Below are 5,309 nucleotides of genomic sequence, written 5' to 3'. Positions count from 1 at the left end.
GTACATCGGCGAGGGCGTCGACGACGCGCAGGGCGAACTCGACGCGAACGGCCGCGGCGGCGTCGAGTACCGGAACATCGTCCTCTCCGACGGCGAGTCGTTCAACGGGACCGGCAGCACCCAGTTCTCCGACCCCGTGGACGCGGCCGACGACGCCCGCGCGGCGTCGCCGAACCCCGCGACCAACGTGTACACGATCTCCGTCGGAAGCGCGAACGACGCGGTGTTGTCGGCGATGGCCGGCCCGGCCGGCGGCACGGGCGGCGACCCGGCGTTCTTCAACGACGTCGACGACCCGCTCGTCATCCCCTCGGTGTTCGGGAATCTCGCTGCGCAGACCGGACAGGAGAAGGTCATCATGGACGACTCGCTCGGCAACGTCCTCGCGGCGCTCGCCGACGGGGACGGCATCCCGCTGGACGGGAACCGGTCGACGCCGTACGACGAACTCAACGACGGCCCCGACGACGCGAACCGGGACGCGTTCCGGGGCGACGGCGTGATGCACTGCGTCGCGCTCGAATGGGAGCTCCCGATCGGCGTGGGCAACGAGATCCAGGGCGACACGCTCGCCTTCGATCTGGGCTTCTACACCGAACAGGCGCGCCACAACGACGGCGCCGGACCGTCGCAGGCGGCCTGATCGGGGGTTCGAAGCCCGTCGCGGCGACGGCGGTCGAGGCCGCCCGACGGTGAGGCCGATCGGGCGACCGCGACGGGGTACGGCGTCCGTACCGTCGGGTACGACCGGCGAACCCGTCGGGGTAGGGCGCGCATACATACGAGCACGGTAGTGGTAGAGGGGGTGAACACGGGGAGGATATCGACGACACGGCCGTTCGGAGCCGCGACGACACACAATGACACAGAAAGAATCGGGACTCACGCGGCGGGAGGCACTCGCGGGCGCCGGAGCCGTCGGCTTCGCGGCCCTCGGAGCCGCCTCCGGGCGGTCGACGGGGACGGACAACTGGGACGGGTACACGGACTACACGTACGCCCAGACCGACACGCCGTTGAACCTGCTCGTCGGGTGGCGGCGCACAGAGAACGGGACGGTCGTCGGTTCGAGCCCGGTCGGCGCGGTCGACGACGTCGGAACGGCCGGGGTCCGTCTCGTCGACGTCGACAACGCCCTGCCGCACGACTACGGCACGGCCAGCGTCGGGCTCCGGCTCGAAGACCCGGAGGACACCGCCCGCGTGTGGCTGCGGATCGACCTAGGCCTCGACGACCCCGACGACGCGAGCGTCGCGCTCGCGGAACGCATCAGTCTCACGGTCCGACAGGACACGGGGATCTTCGGGATCGGCAGCTGCGGCGGCGCCGAGGGGGAGTTCGCGAGCGCCGGCGAGCTGATCGCCGACGCGACGCTCGCGGACGTCGCCGGGTCCGCACTCGCCGACGGCGTCGAACTGCGTCCGGGGCTCCTCGGCGACGGCTGTCTCGGGCCGGGCGAGCAGCGCTGCCTGACCTTCGAGTGGGAGTTCGACGGCGAGGGAGGCAACGCCGGGCAGGGCGGCGCGGTCGACTTCCTCGTGGAGTTCGGCGTGGTCGACTGCGACGACGAGGGGAACCCCTTCGAGCGGAACGTCCCGACGGGCGGCGACGCCGCCGGAGGGAGCGCATGACCCCCGGAAGCGACGGCGGGCGGCGACCGAGCGGACTGAGCCGCCGCCGGCTGCTGGCCGGCATCGGCGGCGTCGGCGCCGTCGGGATGGCGAGCGGGCTCGGCACGGGCGCGTACCTCGCGGACCGGGAGGGGTTCCGGGACAACGTCTTCGGCGCCGGCGAGGTCGGGCTGACGGTGGACGGCGAGCCCACGGGCGGGACCGTCACCGTCGGGCCGTTCCCGGTCGACCGGACGACGTTCGACGACCGCCCCCGCCCCGAGCGGTTCGAGGTAGGCGCGTCGGCGAACCCGGTCCGGGTGTGGCTCGCGACGGAGTGCCCGGACGGCGACCCGCTCGGGGACGCCCTCGAGGTCGAGGTCGTCGTCGACGGCGAGTCGCTGACGGGCGGGTACCGGCCGCTCGTCGAGGTCGAGCGCCTCCTCGCGACCGGAGTGCGGATCGACGACGGCTGCCTCGACCCAGACGGCGGCTCGCTCGCCGTCGAGGTCGCCCCGTACCTCCCGGCGGACTCGCCGGACGTGGGCGGGGAGACGGCCGACCTGACGTTCCGGCTGTACGCCGAGCAGTGTCGCCACGTCTCGGAGGCCGAGGCGAACGCGCCCGGGGCGAACCCCTTCGCGGAGGTCGTCTGTGAGGAGACGGAGACGGACTGCCCCGAGTGCGTCGTGTTCGGCAAGGCCGACTTCGGCGGGTCGACCGCGCCGGACGATGTCCTGCCACTGGAGATGCTTCTCGACGGCGCGGGGCCGCACGAGATCGAGATCACCGAGGTCGAGACGAAGGACGAGGGAGAGGTCGTCGGCGTCGCGTTCCGGCTTCAGGACGCCGACGGGAATCCCGGGCCGGACGTGTGTTCCGTGGCGGTCAAGGGCGGGCCGGACCAGGGCGTCGAGTTGGCCGACATCGACCCGGCGTCTCCGGAGACGCGTAAGATCGTGTTCGCACCGCTGAACCCCGACAACGGCAAGCGGTACGGGGTCAGCAACGTCGCGATCAGCGTCTGCGCCAGCGACGGTAACGGTGAAGAGGAACACGACGACGACCGCACCGGTGACGGCGAAGAGGGAGACGGCGACGACCGCACCGGTGACGGCGAAGAGGAACACGACGACGACCGCACCGGTGACGGCGACGGTAGCGGGACCGGCAACGGCGGCGGAAACGGCAACGGCGGCGGGAACGGCAGAGAGGAGAACGGAACGCCCGGGAACCCCGACGGCAAATCCGCGAACGCCGGGGGCGACGGTCGAAGCGACGGCGGTAACGACGGCACGGAGGCGAACTGATGACAACCATACTCACATCATCACGGACGAAGCGCGCGGCGAACGTACTCGGGATCGTCCTGCTGATCGCGCTCGTCGCGCCGTTCGCGGTGTACGCGGCCCCGGAGGTCGTCGGCGCCGACGAGAGCTTCGTCGTGCTCACGGCGAGCATGACGCCCGCCATCGCGCCGGGCGACGTGGTGATCGTCGCCGAGCGCGACCCGACCGCGGTCGCGGAGGGCGACGTGGTCACCTTCGTCCGTGGGACGGGCGACGTGCCCGTGACCCACCGCGTGATCGACGTCGTCGACGACGGGGGCGCGCTCGCGTTCGAGACGATGGGCGACGCCAACGAGGGGCCGGACCCGGGGCTCGTCCCCGCCGGGAGCCTCGTCGGCGTGGTGACGCTGACGATCCCGTGGATCGGATACGTGGTCCAGTTCGCGGGCACGCAGATCGGGTTCGTCGCGCTGGTGCTGCTCCCCTTCGGCCTGCTCGCGGTCACGGAGGTCTGGTCGATCGTCCGCGACCGCGACGCGTCGGGCTCGCAGCCTCCGGCGTCCGTCGATCCGGTCGACGGACCGACGGAGGGTTCAGCCGTCGAGGCGGATGCCTCCGAGCCCGCCGTCGGTCCGGAGCCCGCCGTCGGCTCCGAGCCGGCCGCCCCGGCGGACGCCCCGAGCGGTTCCGGGGGCGTCTCCGTCGACGCCGTCGGCGGGGCGACCGCGGTGCTCGCGGGGTTCGCCCCGTACGCGGCGTACGTCGCGTTCCAGCTGCGCACCGCCGCCGCGATCGCGGTGGCGGTGGCGACCGCGACGCTCCTGCTCGGCGCCCTCGCGGCGTGGGTGCCGGCGAGCGGCGTCCTCGACCGGAGCCGGTCGAGCGTGGCCGCGGCGCCCGACATCGAGGCGGCGGAACCGAACTCGGCCGCCGACGGCGGGGAGTCGGAGAGCGCCGCGGATGCCGACGAGAGCGGCTCGGAGGCCGTCGCGGCGGGTGCGGAGCGCGCAGAGCCTGAGGAGACGGGACGGTCCGCGTCTTCGGCGGCGACGCCGCAGCCGGACGCCGCCGGGGAGGGGGACTGATGCCCGCGAACCGCGGAGTCGTCGCGCTCGTCGCGCTGGCCGTGCTGGTGTGGAGCGTCGCGTTCGCCGGAGGGGCCACGGTCGCGCTCCTCACGGCGGGGGCCAACGTGACGACGACGTTCGAGACGCCGGAGGAACTGAGCCGGATCGACGAGCCGACCGCCGGCGGTCCGACCGTCCTGAACGTCGACAACGGAACTGCCGTCGAAAACGGAACTGCCATCGAAAGCGGGACTGCCGTCGAAAACGGAACGGCACCGCCGGTGACCGGAACCGGACCGGGAGTGAACGCCCCTGATCCCGCCGGCGGCAACGTTTCCGGCCCCGTCGACCGCAATGTCTCCGGTCCCGCCGGCGGCAACGCCTCGGGCCCGGTGGCGCCGGGGACCGGTCCGTCGGAAAACGAGACGATCGCGTCCGGAAACGCACCGGTTCCGTCGGAAAGCGAGACGGTCGCGTCCGAAAACGCGTCGAGTCCGTCGGACGGCACGAGCGAGCCGTCGGCGAACGAGTCGGAGCCCGAAGCGAGCGCGACCGACGCGTCGGCTCCGCCGACCGCGGTCGACGACAGCGCGGACGATGGTGACGTAGAGTCCGACGCCCCTGACGATGACGCGCCTGACGGGGACGCCTCCGACGGCGACGCACCCGACGGTGACGCCCCTGACAATGACGCGCCCGACGGTGCCGCCCCTGACAATGACGCGCCCGACGGCAATGACGTGCTAAACGGCGACGCGCCCGACGGCGACGCGAACGGCGAGAACACGGCCGACGACGGGACGAATTCCGACACGGACGAGGACGGCGAGGATACCGACGAAGTCGACGGCGACACGGACGGCGACGGTGACGAGGTCGAGGCGCCGTCCGCGTCGGACCGCCCGGAGGGCGGGGCGGGCGCGTGAACGCGCCGATCCGCTCCCGGCGGCGCGACGGGGAGTGCGGCGAGGGACCGCGCGCGTGTCGGTCCGCGTTCGGGACCAAGCTCACCGTGCTGCTGCTCCTCGTCGCCCTGTTCCTGATCCTGTTCGTCACCGGCCTGGTCAGGGGACTGGGGTGACCGGGAACTGGGGTGACCGGAGAGTCGGATGCTCGGAGATCCGGCTCGGAGTCGGAGGGCGATTCCCGGACCGCGGAGGCGTCCGCCGAAGTTATCACCGGGACCGTCGTATCTCCGCATAACGAATGGTCGCGTTCGACGCCTACGCGTTCGTGTTCGTCGCCGGGCTGATCACGGCGCTGGCGACCGGGATCGGCGCGCTCCCGTTCTTCTTCTTCGAGACGATCAGCGACCGCGGAAACGTGGCGCTGTGGGGGTTCGC

At 72.4% G+C, this 5,309-nt stretch carries 5 protein-coding genes and 2 pseudogenes; all 7 read left to right on the top strand.

Annotated elements, in window-relative coordinates; all coding sequences use genetic code 11:
* Nucleotides 1–643 (top strand): annotated as a pseudogene (locus B9G38_RS14005) (hypothetical protein); the annotation flags it as partial.
* 217 nt (nt 644–860) lie between these two features.
* Nucleotides 861–1,631, top strand: a complete 771-nt coding sequence (locus B9G38_RS14000) for a hypothetical protein (RefSeq protein WP_086220769.1) — start codon at nt 861–863, stop codon at nt 1,629–1,631.
* Nucleotides 1,628–2,920 carry a hypothetical protein gene (locus tag B9G38_RS13995; protein WP_086220768.1) on the top strand — a complete coding sequence of 431 codons (1,293 nt, stop codon included), beginning with the start codon at nt 1,628–1,630 and terminating at the stop codon, nt 2,918–2,920. Before B9G38_RS14000 ends, B9G38_RS13995 begins: the two co-directional genes overlap by 4 nt.
* Nucleotides 2,920–3,984, top strand: a complete 1,065-nt coding sequence (locus B9G38_RS13990) for a signal peptidase I (protein ID WP_086220767.1) — start codon at nt 2,920–2,922, stop codon at nt 3,982–3,984. The genes B9G38_RS13995 and B9G38_RS13990 overlap by 1 nt, the downstream gene beginning before the upstream one ends.
* Nucleotides 3,984–4,892 carry a hypothetical protein gene (locus tag B9G38_RS18345; protein ID WP_198945704.1) on the top strand — a complete coding sequence of 303 codons (909 nt, stop codon included), beginning with the start codon at nt 3,984–3,986 and terminating at the stop codon, nt 4,890–4,892. Before B9G38_RS13990 ends, B9G38_RS18345 begins: the two co-directional genes overlap by 1 nt.
* A complete protein-coding gene (locus tag B9G38_RS18090) occupies nt 4,889–5,047 on the top strand; it encodes a hypothetical protein (RefSeq protein WP_158093832.1) in 159 nt (52 codons plus the stop codon). The genes B9G38_RS18345 and B9G38_RS18090 overlap by 4 nt, the downstream gene beginning before the upstream one ends.
* A 125-nt stretch (nt 5,048–5,172) precedes the next feature.
* Nucleotides 5,173–5,309 (top strand): annotated as a pseudogene (locus B9G38_RS17900) (ZIP family metal transporter); the annotation flags it as partial.

The sequence above is a fragment of the Halorubrum sp. SD612 genome, assembly GCF_002135005.1.
Note: the sequence above shows the minus strand (reverse complement) of the source record. Positions and strands in the feature narration are given on the sequence as shown.

Bases quoted from the DNA above. Each gene is read 5' to 3' on its own strand.
- B9G38_RS13995 (WP_086220768.1), top strand. From the start codon at position 1,628: ATGACCCCCGGAAGCGACGGCGGGCGGCGACCGAGCGGACTGAGCCGC.
- B9G38_RS13990 (WP_086220767.1), top strand. From the start codon at position 2,920: ATGACAACCATACTCACATCATCACGGACGAAGCGCGCGGCGAACGTA.
- B9G38_RS18345 (WP_198945704.1), top strand. From the start codon at position 3,984: ATGCCCGCGAACCGCGGAGTCGTCGCGCTCGTCGCGCTGGCCGTGCTG.
- B9G38_RS14000 (WP_086220769.1), top strand. From the start codon at position 861: ATGACACAGAAAGAATCGGGACTCACGCGGCGGGAGGCACTCGCGGGC.